The organism is Brevibacillus sp. AG (assembly GCF_028369215.1).
In the GTDB taxonomy this organism is placed as follows: Bacteria; Bacillota; Bacilli; order Brevibacillales; family Brevibacillaceae; genus Brevibacillus; species Brevibacillus porteri.
The window spans coordinates 220,967-237,469 of the sequence record NZ_JAQMYO010000005.1; the positions used below are offsets into that span (position 1 = coordinate 220,967).

The following is a 16,503-nucleotide window of genomic DNA, read 5'->3' on the forward strand; positions in this document are numbered from 1 at the left end:
ACCATCTCCCGCATACACACGGCTTGGCAAACACGTTCTTACTCTTTATTCTATTCCCTCAACCTTTCGCTTGCTGCGCAACGCTGACATGGCTTCTATGAACTCTTCCTTGTCAATGACATTCAGCTCATATAGCTCCCGAATTTCATCTTCTATCAACAGCAAATCCCCTTCAGGATCGCCAGTATAAATAACCAATCCGAAACGGTGCAGAAACGCCTTCAAATCGAATTCATTCGGGTTTATTTTCAATGAGCTCCCTCCAGATCGATTTCCATCCTGGCGAGGACGGCATCGTAATCAAACTCGACAGCAAAGCCGGTAATGACGATGATCTTCGCGTGTGGATACGCTTCTTGCCACGCCTCCTCCTCTTCCGGTTTCAATCCGACGATATACAAAGGGTCCACGGACAACTGTGGGTGTTCTTGACACAAGCGTAAAAACTCCTTGCATCTCTCCTGTTCGACAGCCGCATTCAGGACGAGGACAGCTCGCTCAACTTCTCCGGACTCTCTTTGTTTAGCCAGCAACTCAAACGTTTTGACCGAAGGCACAAGGGCGTTGATCTCAGGAAAACGATCGAGCACTTCATCCAGCCAATCATCTTCATGCCAGGCTAGGTAGTAAAGCATCGCAGTAGACATGTAACAAACACCTCATGGATATATACTTGACAATATAAGTAGCCATTCTTATTTCTTTTCTATTATAGCACGTCTCGCCAGAACTGCCCACGTTGCTGGCTTGACTTCACCTTTTCCTTCACGTAAGGTGGAAAAAGCAAACAATCCGCTTGAAAAGATTTTTGTGCGAAAAGAGGTAGACGTAGTGAATAAGAAGCACCTTGCCCTCTTGTTCTTTATTGCTTTTTTCATCATGCTCGGTTTTGGCATCATTATCCCCATTCTTCCCTTTTTCGCGGAAAAATTGGGTGCGACATCGTTTCAAATCGGCGTGCTTTTTGCCAGCTACAATATTATGCAGCTGGTGTTTGCACCGATTTGGGGAGCACTTTCAGACAGAATCGGGCGAAAGCCACTCATATCATTCGGGCTGTTCGGCTTTTCCATCACCTTTATCCTGTTTGGACTAGCTGACAGTTATACGGAAATGCTCCTGTATCGCATTTTGGGTGGAATCGTCTCGGCTGCCGCATTGCCAACCGTAACCGCTATGGTGGCGGATCTCTTCCCTTCAGAAGAACGTGCAAAAGGGATGGGAATCATTGGCGCCGGGATTGGACTGAGCTTTGTCTTCGGTCCGGTAATTGGTGGACTGCTCAGTGAATTCGGCTTTGCCGTTCCCTTCTACGCTTCGGGTATCGTGGCGTTGCTTACGTTTTTCCTGATCCTGTTTGCCTTGCCGGAGAGCTTGCCGAAAGAAAAGCGGGCGAATCTGCAAAAAGAACAGCGGCAAAATCCGCTTGTCTCTTTGTTTGGTTCCATGTCCTTGCTGTACGGTATTTTGTTCACCGTCTCCTTTGCTTTTTCCGGACTGGAAACGACTTTTGCCCTGTACATAAGTGATTTGTACGGTTTTACCTCCAAAGACCTCGGCTATATGTTTCTCGTCATGGGCTTGATCGCTGCCGCAGTACAAGGCGGGCTCATCGGAAGAATGGTCAAGCAGCTAGGGGAAGCAAGCGTCCTCGTCATTGGGATGATTCTTTACGGTATTGGATTTTTTGCCATTCCGTTGTCGGGTAATTTTTGGGTGCTGGCGCTGATCCTCTCGTTATTCGGAGCGGGACAAGGAATGATCAGAGCGACAGCCACAGCGATGATCACCCAACGGACGACGCAAGGACAAGGCGTAACGAGTGGGGCAATCAGCTCGATGGACAGCCTTGGACGAATCTTGGGTCCATTAGCTGGTGGAGCGGTTTACCAGGTCTCCCACAGCGGTCCGTTCTTCCTCGGAGGAGTCTTGATGGTATTACTCCTTCTCTGGTTCGTCAGCGGCTATCGTCGCCTGCCAGAACCAAGCACTCAAGCACAATCGTAAGCGATACAAAATGAAGCACCGCCAGCATTCAACACTTTGCTGGCGGTGCTATTTTTATTGCAGCCTACTGTTCCTGTAGCTCCATCCAAGCCGAAAAGGTTCCTTCTATCTCCTGCTGCACCTGATTGATCGATTGTTGCCAAGCCACTAACTGCTCATAATCTGCCCCTTCACTTTGGAGCAAGGCTGTCAATTCACCTTTTCTTTCTTCTAACAAAGCTATTTTTTGTTCAAGCTCTGCCAGCTTGTATGGATTCGGACGTTTGGCTGTCGCATTCGTCACGGCCGTCTCTTGAACTTGCTTGACTGCTGGCTGCTTTCGCTCTAGTTCCTCCAGCTTACTGGCACGAGCTGCGATCCGCTGCTTTTGCTTTTCCCTTGCTTCCTCATAGGTACCCACATCGTGAACCAGCCGCTTATTTTCCACCCAAAACACACCATCTGCCATCTTTTGCAGGAAATAGCGATCATGCGAGATGATAAACAACGATCCGTGAAAATCCGCCAACGCTTCCTCCAATGTTTCTCGCGCTTCAATATCCAGATGGTTGGTCGGTTCGTCTAGAATGAGCAGGTTGATTTCCTGATGCATCATTTGGGCCAAGCGCAGTCGCATCCGCTCTCCGCCGCTCAACTGCCCGATCCGCTTGAAAACTTGTTCGCCGTAAAACATAAACCGTGCCAGTAAATGTCGTGCTTCCGGCTCTGTCACTCTGGCTACCTCACGGAAAACGTCAATCAGCCGCTGATTTTGATCCCCTTCCAAAGCTTGCTGTGACAAGTAACCCACCTTAACGCTGCTGCCAATTTTGAGCGTACCTACGTCTGGCTCAACCTCTCCTAGTAGCATGCGAATCAACGTAGATTTCCCGCAGCCATTTGGTCCAAGCAGCGCTTTTCGCTCCCCGTAGCGCAACAAAAAGCTAGCGTCCGCAAACAACTGTTTTCCGCCAAATGTTTTCTGTACCCCCGTCGCTTTCAGCACATCCTGCCCGCTTCGGTCGGTTTTCATAAACTGCAAGCCCATGCGATCCGCTTCCATTTTCGGTCGCTCGATACGCTCAATCCGCGCCAGCGCCTTTTCCATGCTTTTTGCCCTTCGGTGAAAAGCCTCGTTCGGCGGATTGGAACGATTGCCCCACTCCTTGAGCCGTTTGATCGTTTCTTTCATTTTCTTGATTTGCTTCTGCTGTTCCTGATAAGCGGCAAACTGGCGCAGCAATCGTTCTTCACGCTCCGTAGCGAATGCGCTGTAATTGCCAATATAGAATTCGGCTTCTCCTCCGTCCACATGATAGACAGACGTGACGACCGCATCCAAAAAATAACGGTCATGGGAGATAATCAGGATCGTACCCTGATAATTTTTTAAAAACTCCTCTAGCCACTCCATCGACTCCACATCCAAATGGTTGGTCGGCTCATCCAAGAGCAAAACATCGCTTTGCTGGCAGAGTAGCTTTGCAAGGCCAGCCTTTGTCTTTTCCCCACCGCTGAGTTGGGCAAACGGTGTCGCTAACAGTTCTGCACTAACGCCCAAGCCCTGTGTCACCTGGGTCATTTTCGTCTCCCACTGATAGCCATCCCGTTGTTCAAATTCATCTTGCAGCTTTTGATAGCGTAGCATGAGGCGGTTTAGCTCTTGTTCATTTTCATAAAGCACCCCCATCTGCTGCTCGAGCTCGCGCATCTGCTCCTGTAGCTTGATGACATCGGCAAACGCGCTGGCTACAACATCCGTCCCCGTCCACTCAGCCGGATACTGCGGCGTTTGCGGTAAGTACGCCCAAATCGTTCCTTTTGCCCGAAAAAGCTCACCCGAATCGGGACCTTCGATACCTGCCAGCAGCTTGAACAATGTGGTTTTGCCTGCTCCATTCGGCCCGACGATCCCAACGCGTTCTCCTGCCTTGATTTCCAACGTGATATCTTGTAAAACCGGATCTGCTCCGTACGATTTCTGCAATTGCTGCGTCGCGACAATAATCATGATTGTTTCCTCCTTGGGATGTTGGTAACGGTTCAAAATAATGGATTTCCTGGTGGCCCCGGCACAATTTTTGAGACCACCCCGCACGTGCGAGTGGACGCAAAAAAGCCGCAGGCCATTACCTGCGGCATCGTGAAAGGGACCGACCTTACGTCAGTTACCCATTATAGACAAGAACAAACCGTCCCTGATCGATGCATGGTACGCCTATGGAAACTCCGTTCAGTTGTATGCGCAAAAAAGGACAGACTGGTCCCGTTGAATACAAAATCATGCGTCATACTGGAAGTTTCTACCACAAACCATGCTTGCAGAGTTCCGAACACGTACACACACCTCCATTTCTCAAGGGATAGGAAATCACAACCATATCTTACATCAGGAGTCACACAAAAACAAGAGGGCCTGCTATAGCAGATCCTCTACGTCGTTTGCCCGATTTTCTTATCGACTTCCGTTGCCGTCTGTGGCAAACAGCGGCTTCTTCGTCTCTGCATCCAAGAAGACAATCGTCGTGTAAGGTGGCAGCTTCACTTTTGCCGCCAAGTACGGATAGGAAATCACTTGCGGGTACATTCTCCCCGGATCAGGCAGCGTTTGTTTGACATACACAAAAAGCTGCTCCCAGCTCTGCTCGACTTTGGTTACTTGCAGTCCGTAGCCAGGATTCGGTGAGGACCCGCGTGCGATGACATAAAGATCTCCCTGCTTGTGAATGCCTTGCTGTTCTTTTACCGAGTCAATAAATGTACGTTCCTGTTCCGTCAGCTTATCGGCATCGACAAGCGTAAAACCACTCTCTTCTCCGGCCATCACAATTTCCACCGCCTTTTTCTCGGCATTCCACGTGATTTGATGTCCGGCCTGCTCTGCCATCCATCTCAACGGCAAATACACTTGCTTGTCACGCACGATTGCGCCCTGCCCATCTTGCAGCGACTTGCCATTCAACGCTACTTTTCCTGTAGCCAGTTGAAACGTCAGCGTACCTTTTGCCAGCTTCATTTCTCCATTCGTTGCGTCTTGTTTCCAAGTGCCTTCTAAAATCCGGCTCGCATCCTCGGCAGAGACATACGTACGCTGCTGGACGAGAATCGGTGCTTTTGCCAAGGTAGATTGCTCTCCGTTTACTAAGATCGCTGTTGTCGCTGTTTGTGCTGTGCTAGCCCCTGCTGCCTGCACAGGGTAAACCGCCAACATCTGGAGTGTCAGTGCAACTGCCAAAATCGATTTGCCTTTCATTGTTGTTCCTCCATCCCTGATCATCATTTTCGTCATTCTTTACTTGTTAGACATAGGTTACCTCTGATTCGTTTCACTATGACTGAGATTGGCGAGAGATTAGTGCAAGAGCCAATTTCCCATGACCAGAACAACCGGGATGGACAAGAGCGCCAGCAAGGTAGAACAAACCGTCGTCATGGCACCCATCTCCTCATCTGCCGCGTAGCGCCCGAACAAGATCGAGGCCAATGTCAGGGTGGGCATTGCTACTTGCACAAGGGAAACGCTGACGATATCGCTGTCGATTGAAAAAACGGACAAAAGAAACGCCGTCATCAACGGAAAAACAACTAATTTAAACGTGAGTGGCATACTCAAAAGCTTTAATGACACTTGCGGTTTATTGCGCAAAAACATAGGCAAGAGCATACCAATGTACATCATAGCTAACGGAGAAGCAAGCTTGGACAGCGTTCCAAACAGTTGCTTCACAGGCTCAGGTGGCACAAACCCGATGATGGCAGAACCGAGTCCAAAAACGATTGCAATCATCGGGATGTTGATGAGTGTCTTGAGCCCTTTTAAGGAGAAGCTTCCTTTTTCCTGGAGCATCATCACACCCACTGTCCATAGCACAACATCCACGCCTGCGTCGAAAATAGCGGCCAAGAGCGCCCCTTTTGGTCCAAACAATGCCGCACAAAGCGGTAAACCGATGAAGCCTGTATTCCCCAAGCCGGACAAGAGCGCGATCTCCCGACGTTTTTTCACCGGAAGCGGAAGTGCACGCGCACCTAGCCAGCCGATGAAAATGCCCAGGCAGTTTAGGATAATTGAAATGAAGAATATTGCAAAAATTTGGTATAAAATTTGTTGATCAATGGTTGTCTGAAAGATCCCGTCTAAAATAATGCACGGCATGGCAACATTTACAATAATCGTGATGACGAGTTGGCGGGAGTCCGCAGTCAAGGGTTGCCGGTAGCCGATTAAGCTACCGATCCCAATGATGACGGCCATGATGAGGATGGACTGCTGCAACGTTTGTAGTTCCATGCTGCCCTCCTGCCTACATTTCTACCGGAAGCCATTCGAGTTCGGTCGGCTCCCCTTTTTCACATGTTCGTAGCAAATCTCCGCACAAAGGAACAACTTGCTCAAGCGGAACGCACCAGGAAAGGGGAAAGGCAACTTCACTACCCTCGATGACGAGCGTGGACATTACCGCCGATTGCTTGTCTGCCGCAAGTACAAAGTGCTGCTCAACCGGCTCGTGTTCTTTCCATTGCACTAATACTTTTCCGTTGTTCCCGCCTGCTACGACCAAATCCACATGGTCTCCATACGCTGCGTGTACCAACGTCCGCGTTACTCCGTCCAATTGAGCGATTTCCTTCAGCACTTCATGCCAAGCTACATGCTTTTGCTCCATTCCACTTCCATCTGTATACATACGCCAGTCGTTTAACATGTTGATTGACTCCTTTTATCGGTGCGCTCTCCTATGAAGAACAAGCACGTCATTGCTTGTAGGCCTTTCAATTCGTACTAATTGTACGCTTCTTGACGAGGAACCTCAACCACTACTTCTGCGCCAAGTTTTCGTCTCATGCACATAGCCCCCGCATGAATGGAGAATCTTAAAAGAGATAACAAGTGTAAACGTTACTGTAGTGGTGGGGAGGAAACAGGAGAAAACGCTCAGCTTCTTGTCCCACCCGCTGTGGGATTGACTGCCCGCCTCCATGCAAAAAGCGAAACCGCGTCCAAAGTGGTCATTTCAGGATGTAATTCAGAGGTGGACGCTTAAGGGCATGTTTCCCTTTTTGCATTCCGTCTCGGTCGGTGTACCAAAGATCTTCGCTGTTTTCTCCTGTTTCCTCTACGAGTTTTCCGTGCTTAAACGGGTCTTAAAAGCATTAAAAGATTGAAGAATGTCATCGGTTACGACAGAGAAGAATATTTCCAGACGTAGCGACTTGTGGAGTCCTACCGAGCAGAGAAGGGATTCGCGGGCAACAGAAACGCAACCGTGCCCACGCGACGTAGCGGCTACCACTTTTGCGTTTCCCCGCGAATCCCTTCAGAGCGAACAGTCTTAGCCCCCAGCAGGACGGAGCCTGGAGCCTAGACTGGAAATATTCTTCCCCCCACCGCAGCTACATAGAACCTTGTCCCCTCCAATTCAAAGTAATCAAATAGGATTTAACAATTTAAAGATTGACAAAGGCATGAACGACCACTACTATGAATCCATGAAATCCGATTAACATAAAGGGGATTACAACATGAAAAAAGTCATTCTGTCTACCTTACTATCTTGCCTGCTACTGGGAATGGCTGGCTGCGGCACTTCCGGTTCTCCTTCTCAGCCGAATCCTACGACTCCGCCTGCTGATCAAGCAGCTTCGCAAAATTTGCTAGAAAAAGTGAAAGCCGAGAAAAAACTCGTCATTGGTACGGAAGGTACATACTCTCCGTTTACGTACCATGATCAGTCGGGCAAATTAACCGGCTATGATGTGGAGGTTATCACCGAAGTTGCCAAGCGGCTCGGTGTAGAGCCTGTGTTCCAGGAAACCCAGTGGGATGCCATGTTTGCGGGACTCGACTCCAAGCGCTTTGACGTCATTGCCAATCAAGTAGGAATCCGTCCTGATCGTCAGGAAAAGTACGATTTCTCCAAGCCATATACGATTTCCCGTGCGGTTTTGGTTACTCACAAGGACAATGACACCGTCAAAGAATTCAAGGATATCAAAGGGTTAAAAGCCGGACAATCCATGACTAGCAACTACGCTAACCTCGCACGCGCCAATGAGGCAGAAATCGTCGGTGTAGACAATTTCAATCAAGCCATTGACCTGATTGCACAAAAACGCGTGGACGTTGTGCTCAACGATAATTTGTCAGTACTTGATTTCCTGAAACAAAAGCCTGATACGCCCATCAAAGTCGTGGCGAAAAATGCAGAGGGCCAACCAACCGGTTTTATGTTCCGTAAAGGAAGCACAGAACTGACTGACGCGATTAACAAGGTGCTCGATGAGATGCAGCAGGACGGCACCCTTTCCAAGATTTCCGTCAAATGGTTCGGCGAAGATATCACGAAATAATTCTTAGTCATTGACAAAATTGTCTGTCCCTTTTAGTATGTTCCTATTCAAATTCACATCGGTTTAGTGGGGGTTAATTTATGAAAAAACTATTTTTTTCCCTTCTCGCTTCCACTCTGTTAGTCGCATTGGCAGGCTGCGGGTCGTCTTCAACGGGACAACCACCGCAAAATAGTGCCACTCCTGCCCCAACAGAAGAGAAAAAAGAACAAAACTTGTTGGAAAAAGTAAAAGCCGACGGAAAAATTCTGATTGGAACCGAGGGCACGTATGCGCCTTTTACGTTCCACGATCAGTCTGGCAAGCTGACGGGCTATGATGTGGAGGTCGTGACAGAGGTAGCGAAGCGCATCGGAGTAGAGCCTGTTTTTCAAGAAACACAATGGGATGCGATGTTCGCTGGAATCGACTCCAAGCGCTTTGATGTCGTAGCGAACCAGGTAGGCATCCGCCCTGATCGTGAGGAAAAATACGATTTCTCCAATCCATACACCGTATCCACAGCGGTCCTTGTCACCCATAAAGACAACACGACCGTAAAAGGCTTCGAGGATATCAAAGGTCTGAAAGCAGCCCAAACATTGACGAGCAACCTCACAGATATCGCGAAGAAAAACGGAGCGGAAATCGTCGGTGTGGAAGGCTTTAACCAAGCGATCGATTTGCTTGTTTCCAAGCGTGTAGACATTACGATCAACGACGGGATTTCCCTGTTGGACTTCATGAAGCAAAAGCCTGATGTTCCTATCAAAATTATCGCAAAAGATCCGAACGTAGCGAAAAACGGTTTCCTCTTCCGCAAGGGCAGCACAGAGCTGGTTGATGCATTCAACAAAGCACTGGACGACATGACGAAAGATGGTACCCTCGCAAAAATATCAGAGAAATGGTTTGGTGCAGATGTCTCTAAGTAGCTTCTTTGAAAACCCAGAACGCCTGAACCGATGGATCGATATCGCGCAAAGCTCCTTTCTTCCTCTGTTGAAAGGAGCCTTGCTCTATTCATTGACAATCGCCATCGCGTCCTTTTTCATTGGTCTGATCATTGCGGTTCTCACTGCGCTGGCACGTCTATCCGGCATAAAGCCGCTGATTGCCATCGCCCGCTTTTATGTATCGATCATTCGCGGTACTCCTTTATTGGTCCAATTATTCATCATTTTTTATGGCTTGCCGAGCATCGGCTTGATGATCGATCCGATACCGTCGGCAATCATCGGCTTCTCTCTCAGCGTCGGTGCCTATTCCTCCGAGGTGGTACGTGCCGCGATCTTGTCCATTCACAAAGGGCAATGGGAAGCAGCCTACTCCATGGGGATGACCTACTGGCAAGCACTGCGCAGAGTCGTGCTCCCTCAGGCAGCTCGCGTCTCCATTCCTCCTTTGTCCAACTCGTTTATTAGTTTGGTCAAGGATACTTCGCTGGCTTCGGTCGTTCTGGTACCAGAGATGTTTCGCAAAGCCCAAGAAGTCGTCGCTGCGACATATGAGCCGCTGCTCGTCTATGCGGAAGCAGCCCTTATCTACTGGGTGATTTGCTTCATACTCTCTATTATCCAGGATCGCATCGAAAACAAGCTGGACCGTTATGTCTAAAAAGCAGGTGAAAACGCATGATTACGATCACGGATGTGCATAAACAATTCAATACCTTACATGTACTCAAAGGCATTTCTCTCTCGGTGGAAAAAGGAAAGGTAGTCGTTATCATCGGTCCTTCTGGCTCCGGGAAAACAACCTTGCTTCGCTGCCTGAATGCACTTGAGGTTCCGACCAGCGGTAGCGTCCAAATCGGCGACGTCAAGCTGGACTTTTCCAAAAAAGTAGAGAGAACAAGTATTCCGAAGCTGCGAAAGCAGACCGGGATGGTGTTTCAAAACTACAATCTGTTCCCGCACATGACAGCCCTTGAAAATGTGATGGAGGGACCCGTCACTGTCAAAAAAGTAGACAAAGAAAAAGCACGTGCGAAAGCCGCTGCTCTCCTGACAAAAGTAGGTCTCGGTGACAAGCTGGACCATTATCCTGCACAGTTGTCTGGTGGACAGCAGCAGCGTGTAGGGATTGCTCGGGCACTCGCGATGGACCCGCAAGTCATGCTATTTGACGAGCCTACCTCCGCTCTCGACCCGGAGCTCGTTGGCGAAGTGTTGAAGGTGATGAAGGAGCTTGCCCAAGAAGGGATGACGATGATTGTCGTCACGCACGAGATGGGGTTTGCCCGGGAAGTTGCCGACGAGGTTATTTTCATGGACCAAGGTGTCATCGTGGAACGAGATACACCTTCCCATTTGTTCGCAAAGCCGCGTGAGGAGCGCACACGTCAGTTTTTGCAGCATTTGAAGTAAGGACCAGAAAAAAGACTCTGTCTCTTGTATGAGAGCACAGAGTCTTTTCTTTGCAAGATTACCTTAGTCATCAATGAAGCAAATCACGAGAAAAATAATAATGAGAATCCAAATGAACCCGCCACCAAAAAAGCCGAAACCACCGCGATCGCAACCCATAATTTACCTCTCCTCTCATTGAAATCAGATGGAAGCACCGATTCTGCTGGCAAGGATCGGTACTCCATTCAGCTTATGACAACCGCATCTCTCCTGTATGGATGCCTGTCTATCCCAGTGATTAAAAAGAAAAAAACGGGTGCTTGCCCTCCGCATTTATACAAAACCTAAAATTAACAAATGCTTCATGTTCTCTCTACTCTTCCTTAACATCAGACAACTATCATGAATGTGTCAGACCCTACGATGGACATTACGTCCTCCATTTCCGCCCGAATAGCCCCCTTCTACATCGGGCGGGCTTTTTTTCTTTGCCGCAAACCTATAAAATATGGATATATAGACCATTTTTAGCAGAGAGAGGGATCATTTGTGGAAGGGTATAAACAGGCGTTAGCGCAATATATTGACGCTACCAATACACATGACTTTGCCAATGTAGAAAAAATGCTTCATCCGAACGCCATTTACTGGTTTTCCGACAAGACCTGTACATCCATGAGTGAGATCGGCGCTTACTTTGAAAATGCATGGCATCTGATCAAGGATGAAGTCTATGCAGCTACGGATGTCCAGTGGATTGCTGTCGATCAAAGTTCCGCTAGCTGTGTATATACGTATCAATATCAAGGCTATTACAACGGGGAATTCGTCACGGGAAGTGGCAGAGCTACGAATATTTTTACGAAAACAGAGACAGAGGAATGGAAGCTCATTCATGAGCATCTGAGCGGCAAAGTGGAGTAAGCCCCAAAAGTAAAAGCCTCGCTAGGAAGCAAGGCTTTCTTGGTAAGTCGAGACCCCTCGTTCAAGGGGTCTCGTTTGTTATTTATCCACTAAAAAGGGATTCGCTCTGAATGAATCACATACTGATGCTGTGCAGCCCACTCTTGGAGACCATCCCAGAATGCTTCGCAAGCGCTAACGATTTTTGCTGGATCAGTCAGATCCCCCGCCATCACCAATCTGGCTACCTGATCGAATCCAGCCGGACGATGCGGCAATTCCAGCGCTTCCGGCAAAACCTTGGCCCCTGTCGAGTAAAGCTTTCGGTTGTGCAGCCCGATCAACATCGCACCGTATTGGGCAAACTCCATAGCCAAGTAGGGCAGATAGGTATGTGGGCCGTTTAGATTTACGTTTCGCAACTTGCCAATAAACTCGTACATTTCCCCTACGAGAATACCGTTGATTCCCTCTGTGAACTCTTCCTGCGCTGGTGATTCTGCTGCTTTTTTGAGCGTTTCAAAAAAGTCCTTCGGATCGTACAGACTCAGTGGAGAAAAGAATGGGCCATGTGTCAGCGGCCAATCATCTTCGACAGTAGCGGCAGTGTTCAGCAAAACATCTGCACTGCACACATTTACTTCAGCCTTCCAAGGTCCCGCTGACCATTCGTAGCTAAATTCTATTTCTTCCCCTGATTCTTCTAATACACAAAACATCTCGATATCCGAATAAGGGCCGTCTGTCCCTCGAGAAATGGAACCATACACCCCAATGGCGAGAACTTTTTCTTTGTACACTTCATGTAATCTCGCAGCTATTTCTTGGCAGGTTTGAAATCGTTCACTTCGAGATATTTTTACAGGTCCATTCATGTTCATTTACGTACATCTCCCTTGATCTATTTTGGGGTAGCTGACACAAATACATGAATGGAGGACCTCGGGATTAACGGGGGACTTTTTTTGGATGCATGTGAACTTCCTCCCATCGACCAGATCGTGGTTCGTAATGATATGCATTTTACCAAGGAAAGGAAAATCTTACGAGCGGTTTTTATTCGTGGTGGGAGCATGAGTGTTGTCGATGGCCGATTGAATATACGCTTGTAGCGTATCGATGAAGGTACGAGCGGCAAACCCCATATATTTGTCCCTGCGATAAACCAAACAGATGTCTTGGCTGGGTGTCGGATGCAAGAGGTTGATGATCGCAATCTCGTCGTCGTTCATGTTTTGCAGCAATAAGCTAGGCAGAATGCAGCCCCCGATCCCCTTTTTTACAAGAGTCAATAGAGACAGGAGTGTGGTTGTTTCGATATGAGCCTGCAAGCGAAAGCCTTCCTGTATGCAATAGCGATTGATGAGCTGTCTCGCTTGATGATCCGACGGAAACATCACCATTTTTACATCTTGAAGCTGCTCAAACTTGATTGCCTTTTCCTTGGCAAGTGGATGTGCGGTATGAACCGCAAGCGCGAACTCTTCGTGAAATAGCGGAACGACAGTGATTCTCTCATCCGGCTCAGGTAGCACAGTCACGCCCAAATCAATCTCGCCGGATGTGATTTGCTCCACGATTCTTGTAGACTCAATGACGGATAAGGATGTTTTGGGATACAAGCGGTGGAATTCTACAAGAAGAGCATCAAACAACAAATCGGCATCGCCAGGCAGGACACCGATCGTGAGCGTGCCCCCTTCGTTGTTTTTCATGGCAGCAATCGCTTCGCGTGCGTAGTCGATATGGGAAAAAACATGCCGACTCTGTTCCAGCAATACCTTTCCTGCTTCTGTCAGCGCAATTCGCTTACCTAAGCGGTCAAACAGCGGGACACCCAGCTCACTCTCTAAAAACTTGATTTGCTGACTGAGATTGGACTGCGAGGTACACAGCTTTTCTGAGGCCCGGGAAAAATGCATTTCCTCACATATTGCCATAAAATACTCCAATTGCCTGAGCTCCATTGCTTCACCTCTTGTGCCCATTATCATTTTTACTAATCATTCTAATCGGAAAAGCATGATTGTTGCGTTTTCCCCTACGACGTACACTTTAGTTGACGGTAAGATCGCTGTCAATCATAGGAAAATGATAGGGAGGTTTGTCTCATGTCTCAAAGCATGATCACTACAGCCACATCCGTTCGTCAAATTGGCCTGCAACAGATTCCGTTGATTCCTGAGGAGCTATTGGATGTGCAATCCCCCGCTTTTTCAAATACACTTCGCTGGAATATCGGGCATATCGTCTTTTGTTTTCAGCATTTTCTGTCCATCGGCTTGCCTTACCAATCTGACCTGCCCGCTTCCTACGCTACTCATTTTCAGACGGGAACGAAGCCTTCTGACTGGACAACTGCACCACCCTCGAAAGATGAGCTGATTCACTACTTGTCCATACAGCTTGAACGGTTGTCCTCCGTCACCCCTGACGAGCTAGAGGCAGCATTGCCAGCCCCCATTACAATGGGTCCCTTCCAGTTTACGACGGTAGGAGAAGTCTTTAACTTTGCCGTCATGCACGAGTCCATCCATCTGGGGATCATTTCAAGCATGGTAAAAGTCGTAGCGCAGGAAGCAGCAGCAAAGTAATTGCAAAAAAAACGAGACCTTCGAATGGTCTCGTTTTTTCGTTTATTCGAACCGAGTGAACTTTTCTTCAGCAGATGTGCGTGTGCGTGCTGCTGGTACATTTTCCTGATCGAAAAAACCGAGGTGCAGGAAACCAACGATTTTCTCTCCTGGCGCAACACCCAGGATGGCGTGTGCCTTCGGGTCCCAGTTGTGCGCGTTTGTTTTCCAGACTACGCCTAATCCACGCTCCCATGCGAGCAACTGGAAGTTTTGAATGAGAGCTGCCGTCGCACTGAAATCTTCTTCCCATTGTTTTTGGCGCGGATCTTCTTTCATGATGACGACCAAATAGGCTGCCGGTTGGTTGTACATGTCTCTGCGCGCCTGATGGGCTTCTGGGGGATAGCAGGTGATCAACTTCTCTACAAACGCTTCTTTTTTCTCTGAAGATACAAACAGAAATCTCCAAGGCTCACGAATACCATGGTTCGGCGCGTACACAGCGTCATTCAATAGCTCCAAAACAAGTTCTTCGGACACAGTATCTGGTTTATAGTCTTTTTTAATAGAGCGGCGCTCTCGAATGATTTTGGCAATGGACACAACGGTCACCCTCTTCTCTTAGACTCCCACACTTTGATAATGGTTATCAATCTTATTCAGAACATATGTTATCGTGTACACTCGGCAAAATCAAGTAAGAAGTAAACGAAACTGCACACCACGCTTACAGGGATATGGTAAACTTTTGGACGAGGAGGGATGTAGCTTGGACGAACAGCGCCCAGCTCTCATAAAGCCCGGATTTTTCAGTATCGATGCGCCAGCAGACAGACGACGCAACGAATTTGACTTTCATAATGAAGCGCTGCTCTTCCACCAGCAGCCCGTCGATTTTGTTTTTTTCGGCGATTCCATCACGCATTGGTGGGATCTCGCTACCTTTTTTGGTCGGTCGGGTCAGACGATCGTGAATCGTGGAATCGGCGGTGACACAACTGAACAGGCCCGCAGACGTTTTGCCGCAGATGTCCTTCAATTGAAGCCACGTTACGTGGTGATCATGATCGGGATTAACAATACGTGGGCGTTGGATACATTCTTGCCTTCCGACCGACTGACACCTCAAGAGATTAACCAGCAGGTGACCAGTGATGTAGAAGCAATGGTGCATGCGGCTCTCGAGCAAGGCATTCAGCCCATTCTTTGTTCCCTTTTGCCTACATGCATGGACCGATACGCACGCAACCATGAGCGAAACCAACTCGTCATCACGATCAATGAACGTTTTCAAGCGATTGCTGAACAAACAGACTGTCTCTATGTCGATTATCACTCCCGCATGACGGACGCAGATGGTATCACACTGCGCATGGAATTGGCTGATGACGGACTTCATCCGCATGTCCTCGGCTACCAACTCATGGCGACCGTTCTGCGCGATACACTTTCTGCACATGACATCGCACTTGGCACACCTTCATGAATGAAAAAAAGGATGCGGCTACTTATGCCCATCCTTTTTTGCTGCTTATTCCGGTCGACGATCCGTCAGCCAATGCCCACCTGCGATTTTGCCCACTGATGCCATCAAAATAGACAAATGGGACTTGCCATCGATGCCTAAATATTCGTTCATGTCATGATCCATCCAGTGACCAATTGTCGTTACCCCAAGCCCCAGTCCGTTTGCTACCAAATGCAGGTTCTGCGACACGTGCCCGGAATCCCACCAAATATAGCGGTACGCACGCTCTTTGTATTTGTCTTTCGTGCGATCCACCATCGCTGTCCAAACGAAATTGACAGCAGCCCGTCTCGTTACCTCTTGTTCTTCCGTGAACATATAGGCGATCTCTGACGTGTCTTCTCTCTTCAGTCCTTCCAAGCACCAATTCTGTACATCCAGATGATACAGGCCTTTCTCCAGTCCCTCCACGTTGTTAATCATCAGATACGTCTCAATCGGATACAGGGCACCGGCAGACGGCGTCGTGCGTAATTGATAGTCTCCCATATCATCTGTGATGCCCTGTGTACCCCAAAGCAGGAGATTCAATTCGTTAAGCGTCATAGACTGCTTCAAGAAATTACGCTTGGATCTTCGATTAGCGAGGACCTCCCACAAATCGACGGACGCTGGAAACTGTGGCTTGCCCAAATCAATGCGGGCAAATACCTCTTCACAACGCAAATACGTCGCAGGTCTTTTGGAAAAATCGTAACGAGAGGCCCAGCCTTTTTCCAGCTCGCCCACTCGGTAAGAGGTCGCCTCGATAAATTCATTTGCAATTCGCTGCCATTCGGGATGCATCTATGTTCCTCCTCGTATTTTCTTACTGGTGATGCCTTTTACT

18 protein-coding genes are annotated in these 16,503 nt (G+C 48.4%); 8 read left to right on the plus strand and 10 right to left on the minus strand.

The window, feature by feature from the left end; all coding sequences use genetic code 11:
* Positions 1–45: 45 nt before the first annotated feature.
* Both POF51_RS14920 and POF51_RS14925 read right to left on the minus strand, forming a co-directional pair.
* On the minus strand, positions 46–252 hold the full coding sequence (locus tag POF51_RS14920) for a YqgQ family protein (protein WP_017250598.1): 207 nt from the start codon (positions 250–252) through the stop codon (positions 46–48).
* Positions 249–647, minus strand: coding sequence for a hypothetical protein (locus POF51_RS14925; protein ID WP_069847806.1), 399 nt, complete (start codon positions 645–647; stop codon positions 249–251). Before POF51_RS14925 ends, POF51_RS14920 begins: the two co-directional genes overlap by 4 nt.
* A gap of 64 nt (positions 648–711) precedes the next feature.
* Here POF51_RS14925 and POF51_RS14930 point away from each other — a divergent pair, with 64 nt between their 5' ends.
* Positions 712–2,007, plus strand: a complete 1,296-nt coding sequence (locus tag POF51_RS14930; RefSeq protein ID WP_244195817.1) for an MFS transporter — start codon at positions 712–714, stop codon at positions 2,005–2,007.
* A 64-nt stretch (positions 2,008–2,071) separates the two neighbouring features.
* Here the strand turns inward: POF51_RS14930 and abc-f are convergent, their stop codons facing one another.
* The 4 genes from abc-f to POF51_RS14950 form a co-directional block, all read right to left on the minus strand.
* Complete coding sequence (gene abc-f, locus POF51_RS14935; RefSeq protein WP_271755663.1) at positions 2,072–3,997, minus strand: ribosomal protection-like ABC-F family protein; 1,926 nt, start codon at positions 3,995–3,997, stop codon at positions 2,072–2,074.
* 444 nt (positions 3,998–4,441) lie between these two features.
* Positions 4,442–5,239: a stalk domain-containing protein gene (locus POF51_RS14940; protein WP_069847809.1), complete on the minus strand. Its 798-nt coding sequence runs from the start codon at positions 5,237–5,239 to the stop codon at positions 4,442–4,444.
* A gap of 99 nt (positions 5,240–5,338) precedes the next feature.
* A complete protein-coding gene (locus POF51_RS14945; protein WP_069847811.1) occupies positions 5,339–6,277 on the minus strand; it encodes an AEC family transporter in 939 nt (312 codons plus the stop codon).
* Between the two features lie 13 nt (positions 6,278–6,290).
* Complete coding sequence (locus POF51_RS14950; protein WP_017250604.1) at positions 6,291–6,692, minus strand: hypothetical protein; 402 nt, start codon at positions 6,690–6,692, stop codon at positions 6,291–6,293.
* 817 nt (positions 6,693–7,509) lie between these two features.
* Between POF51_RS14950 and POF51_RS14955 the strand changes: the two genes are divergently transcribed.
* The 5 genes from POF51_RS14955 to POF51_RS14975 all read left to right on the plus strand — a co-directional run bounded on the left by POF51_RS14955 (position 7,510) and on the right by POF51_RS14975 (position 11,591).
* The gene (locus tag POF51_RS14955; protein WP_271755664.1) at positions 7,510–8,337 is read left to right on the plus strand and encodes an amino acid ABC transporter substrate-binding protein; all 828 of its coding nucleotides are present in this window, start codon (positions 7,510–7,512) and stop codon (positions 8,335–8,337) included.
* 80 nt (positions 8,338–8,417) lie between these two features.
* Positions 8,418–9,251 carry an amino acid ABC transporter substrate-binding protein gene (locus tag POF51_RS14960; protein WP_069847815.1) on the plus strand — a complete coding sequence of 278 codons (834 nt, stop codon included), beginning with the start codon at positions 8,418–8,420 and terminating at the stop codon, positions 9,249–9,251.
* Entirely contained in the window at positions 9,238–9,933 is a 696-nt protein-coding gene (locus tag POF51_RS14965; RefSeq protein ID WP_017250607.1) for an amino acid ABC transporter permease, read from the plus strand. Before POF51_RS14960 ends, POF51_RS14965 begins: the two co-directional genes overlap by 14 nt.
* Positions 9,934–9,950: 17 nt before the next feature.
* On the plus strand, positions 9,951–10,685 hold the full coding sequence (locus POF51_RS14970) for an amino acid ABC transporter ATP-binding protein (protein WP_069847817.1): 735 nt from the start codon (positions 9,951–9,953) through the stop codon (positions 10,683–10,685).
* Between the two features lie 531 nt (positions 10,686–11,216).
* Positions 11,217–11,591 (plus strand): YybH family protein, encoded by a 375-nt coding sequence (locus tag POF51_RS14975; RefSeq protein ID WP_069847820.1) that lies wholly within the window; start codon positions 11,217–11,219, stop codon positions 11,589–11,591.
* An 89-nt stretch (positions 11,592–11,680) separates the two neighbouring features.
* Here POF51_RS14975 and POF51_RS14980 read toward each other — a convergent pair whose 3' ends face one another.
* Together POF51_RS14980 and POF51_RS14985 are read right to left on the minus strand one after the other, a co-directional pair.
* Positions 11,681–12,451, minus strand: coding sequence for an ANT(4')-I family aminoglycoside nucleotidyltransferase (locus POF51_RS14980; RefSeq protein WP_271755665.1), 771 nt, complete (start codon positions 12,449–12,451; stop codon positions 11,681–11,683).
* Between the two features lie 162 nt (positions 12,452–12,613).
* Positions 12,614–13,537 carry a LysR family transcriptional regulator gene (locus POF51_RS14985; protein ID WP_271755666.1) on the minus strand — a complete coding sequence of 308 codons (924 nt, stop codon included), beginning with the start codon at positions 13,535–13,537 and terminating at the stop codon, positions 12,614–12,616.
* 144 nt (positions 13,538–13,681) lie between these two features.
* Between POF51_RS14985 and POF51_RS14990 the strand changes: the two genes are divergently transcribed.
* Positions 13,682–14,164, plus strand: a complete 483-nt coding sequence (locus tag POF51_RS14990; RefSeq protein ID WP_271755667.1) for a DinB family protein — start codon at positions 13,682–13,684, stop codon at positions 14,162–14,164.
* 42 nt (positions 14,165–14,206) lie between these two features.
* Here the strand turns inward: POF51_RS14990 and POF51_RS14995 are convergent, their stop codons facing one another.
* Entirely contained in the window at positions 14,207–14,758 is a 552-nt protein-coding gene (locus POF51_RS14995) for a nitroreductase family protein (protein WP_170831592.1), read from the minus strand.
* Positions 14,759–14,915: 157 nt separating this feature from the next.
* Here POF51_RS14995 and POF51_RS15000 point away from each other — a divergent pair, with 157 nt between their 5' ends.
* Positions 14,916–15,632: a GDSL-type esterase/lipase family protein gene (locus tag POF51_RS15000; RefSeq protein WP_069847830.1), complete on the plus strand. Its 717-nt coding sequence runs from the start codon at positions 14,916–14,918 to the stop codon at positions 15,630–15,632.
* 45 nt (positions 15,633–15,677) lie between these two features.
* Here the strand turns inward: POF51_RS15000 and POF51_RS15005 are convergent, their stop codons facing one another.
* Positions 15,678–16,460, minus strand: coding sequence for a SagB/ThcOx family dehydrogenase (locus POF51_RS15005; RefSeq protein WP_271755668.1), 783 nt, complete (start codon positions 16,458–16,460; stop codon positions 15,678–15,680).
* Between the last annotated feature and the right edge of the window lie 43 nt (positions 16,461–16,503).

Bases quoted from the DNA above. Each gene is read 5' to 3' on its own strand.
- POF51_RS14925 (WP_069847806.1), bottom strand. From the start codon at position 647: ATGTCTACTGCGATGCTTTACTACCTAGCCTGGCATGAAGATGATTGG.
- abc-f (WP_271755663.1), bottom strand. From the start codon at position 3,997: ATGATTATTGTCGCGACGCAGCAATTGCAGAAATCGTACGGAGCAGAT.
- POF51_RS14940 (WP_069847809.1), bottom strand. From the start codon at position 5,239: ATGAAAGGCAAATCGATTTTGGCAGTTGCACTGACACTCCAGATGTTG.
- POF51_RS14945 (WP_069847811.1), bottom strand. From the start codon at position 6,277: ATGGAACTACAAACGTTGCAGCAGTCCATCCTCATCATGGCCGTCATC.
- POF51_RS14950 (WP_017250604.1), bottom strand. From the start codon at position 6,692: ATGTTAAACGACTGGCGTATGTATACAGATGGAAGTGGAATGGAGCAA.
- POF51_RS14955 (WP_271755664.1), top strand. From the start codon at position 7,510: ATGAAAAAAGTCATTCTGTCTACCTTACTATCTTGCCTGCTACTGGGA.
- POF51_RS14960 (WP_069847815.1), top strand. From the start codon at position 8,418: ATGAAAAAACTATTTTTTTCCCTTCTCGCTTCCACTCTGTTAGTCGCA.
- POF51_RS14965 (WP_017250607.1), top strand. From the start codon at position 9,238: ATGTCTCTAAGTAGCTTCTTTGAAAACCCAGAACGCCTGAACCGATGG.
- POF51_RS14970 (WP_069847817.1), top strand. From the start codon at position 9,951: ATGATTACGATCACGGATGTGCATAAACAATTCAATACCTTACATGTA.
- POF51_RS14980 (WP_271755665.1), bottom strand. From the start codon at position 12,451: ATGAACATGAATGGACCTGTAAAAATATCTCGAAGTGAACGATTTCAA.
- POF51_RS14985 (WP_271755666.1), bottom strand. From the start codon at position 13,537: ATGGAGCTCAGGCAATTGGAGTATTTTATGGCAATATGTGAGGAAATG.
- POF51_RS14990 (WP_271755667.1), top strand. From the start codon at position 13,682: ATGTCTCAAAGCATGATCACTACAGCCACATCCGTTCGTCAAATTGGC.
- POF51_RS15005 (WP_271755668.1), bottom strand. From the start codon at position 16,460: ATGCATCCCGAATGGCAGCGAATTGCAAATGAATTTATCGAGGCGACC.